We start from the raw sequence: 2048 nt of genomic DNA on the forward strand, positions 1-2048 counted from the left end.
CTCTCCGCGAGGGCCTCGCTGCGCGCGCGGTGCACGCGCTCAGCAAGGTCGTACTCGATGAACAGCAGCCCCATCCGGTCAGCGCGGAGCTTGCCGGGTTCTGCACCGATCACGACGGGGTAGTAGCCGCGCAGCCGATCTGACGCCACGTCCTCTACGACCTCATTGCGGTTCTTCGTCGCGGCCGTCCGCGCGGTCCCCGGGTCGAACCCCTCAACCTCGGTTGCCGGGCGTCCGATGAGGGCGTTGTGGTTCGCTGCGGTGACGTTGCCGGCGTCGTCTGCCATGAACAGCGTGATCACGTTCGGGTTCACTGCCACGGAGGCAAGGCGCCGCGAGGCGATCGGGAAGCCCAGCGACTCATCGCCCGCGGCGAACGTCTCCTGGAGCTGGGTCATGGCCATGTCGACAGTCTCACGCGCCGCGTCGAGCGCATCGGCCCTGATCCGTGCGGAGCGGAAGAGTCCGAGAGGCACGGTCGCGAAGACAGCGAAGACGAAGAGGGTGACCGGCAGGAGGACTCGCAGCCTGACTCTGCTCACTTCGACCTGACCTCCGCCACGCCCTCGAGCAGCAGTGTGGCGTCGACGTGCTTGTCGAGCAGCCGCTGCCTGAGCATGACCTGCTGGAGCGACTCGGCGGTGGTCAGGAGCGCGGGGTGTTCGCCATCGAAGAACGCGTCCTCGCCTTCGGCGTCCGGGATCTCGAGGAGCTCCTGCGCCGCCGCGAACTCCTCGGGGGTCATCTGCTCGCGGGTGGCCATTCTGCGCGCGGCGTCGGTCGGGTCGCGGCGGAGGTGCTGGACGGCCTGCTCCCAGCCAGAGATCAGCGCTCGCACGTCGCCGGGCCGGTCGCGCAGAACGCTGTCGCGCACGACGAGGATGTCCACGATCTCGCCCGGGATCCGGGAGCTGTCGAACAGGACCCCGGCACCCTCGGAGACGAGCTTCGAACGCACGGGCTCGAACGTCACGACGGCGTCGACCCTGCCGGAGTGTACGCCTGCAGGTGCTCGTCCATCGCGAGATAGACCGGCTCGACGTCGCCAGGCTGCATCCCCGCCGATTCCAGGGCGCGACTCAGGACGAAGGCGCCCAGTGCCGTGCCCTCCACGGCCACCTTCCTGCCGCGCAGCCCCTTGAGCTCGGTGATCTCGGGTCGCGCCATGACCACGTCGCCGCCGTTCGAGGTGTCGAGCACGACCACCACGCGCATGTCGTCGTGCTCCTCGAGGTACTGGAGCGCCTCGTCGAGGGTCGCCGTCGCGCCGTCGACCCTCCCCTTGGCGAATGCGTCCACGACCGCGGAGGTCGACGGCAGTTCCATGAGGCGCACGTCGGTGTCGCCGTAGTAGCCCATCTCGCTCGCGAGGAAGAGAGGCTCGTTGCCGGGCCACAGAGTCGTCGCGACGGTCAGCGGCGCTGCAGGACCGCGAGCACAGCCGTACTGCGACAAGGTCATCGCACACAGCAACAGGACCGCAAGGGCGGCGAAACGCCAGCCCGACGCGTTCGCTCGCACCGTTTCCCCCATCCATCCGGCAGTTGGACGGCGCAGACGCTCCGAGACCGAGCGTCAACTGGGATATACCCCGTTGGCGAAGGGGTCAGGTGCGGACCTCGACGGACGGCTCGGGGTCGTACGGATTGCGCCTGACCGCCAGCGAGTACAGATAGGGATACTGCGTGCTCAGGTGGCGCATGTAGGCCAGCCACTCCACGAGAATGGCGTTGTAGGCCCGCTTCAGGTCTCCGGAAAGGTGGGCGAGGTCGCTCGCCGGAAGTCCCTCGAACGACGAGCGCGCGTCGAGCTCTTCCTGCAGGTGAAGGACCGCCCACAGCAACTCCGTGAACGTCTCGTGCTCCAGGAGGTTCGGATTCTGCAGGAGTCCGAGCAGGAACGGGCGCTTCGCCGTCAGCAGTTCCCGCAGGGCGAAGAGGTCTCCGCGGGTGGCGTCGAGGGAGTGGTCGAAGCCGTTCAGCGCGCGTCGGACGGTGTCGGAGTCAGCCGCCTTCCAGCCGGTTCGGAAGCCCATCGCGGCGGTGAGC

Annotated in this window: 4 protein-coding genes; all 4 read right to left on the bottom strand. The window is 68.2% G+C overall.

Going from position 1 to position 2048, the window contains the following annotated elements:
• On the bottom strand, positions 1 to 542 hold a 542-nt coding region (locus FDZ70_09730), incomplete at its 3' end, for a hypothetical protein (protein TLM69482.1).
• Complete coding sequence (locus FDZ70_09735; GenBank protein ID TLM69485.1) at positions 539 to 1066, bottom strand: hypothetical protein; 528 nt, start codon at positions 1064 to 1066, stop codon at positions 539 to 541. The genes FDZ70_09730 and FDZ70_09735, both read right to left, overlap by 4 nt.
• Complete coding sequence (locus FDZ70_09740) at positions 970 to 1533, bottom strand: hypothetical protein (GenBank protein TLM69483.1); 564 nt, start codon at positions 1531 to 1533, stop codon at positions 970 to 972. Before FDZ70_09740 ends, FDZ70_09735 begins: the two co-directional genes overlap by 97 nt.
• A gap of 73 nt (positions 1534 to 1606) precedes the next feature.
• Positions 1607 to 2035, bottom strand: coding sequence for a hypothetical protein (locus tag FDZ70_09745; GenBank protein ID TLM69484.1), 429 nt, complete (start codon positions 2033 to 2035; stop codon positions 1607 to 1609).
• Positions 2036 to 2048: the final 13 nt, after the last annotated feature.

The organism is Actinomycetota bacterium (assembly GCA_005774595.1).
In the GTDB taxonomy this organism is placed as follows: Bacteria; Actinomycetota; Coriobacteriia; order Anaerosomatales; family D1FN1-002; genus D1FN1-002.

Coding starts and splice junctions, on each gene's coding strand:
- FDZ70_09745 (TLM69484.1), bottom strand. CDS start 2,035: ATGGGCTTCCGAACCGGCTGGAAGGCGGCTGACTCCGACACCGTCCGA.
- FDZ70_09740 (TLM69483.1), bottom strand. CDS start 1,533: ATGGGGGAAACGGTGCGAGCGAACGCGTCGGGCTGGCGTTTCGCCGCC.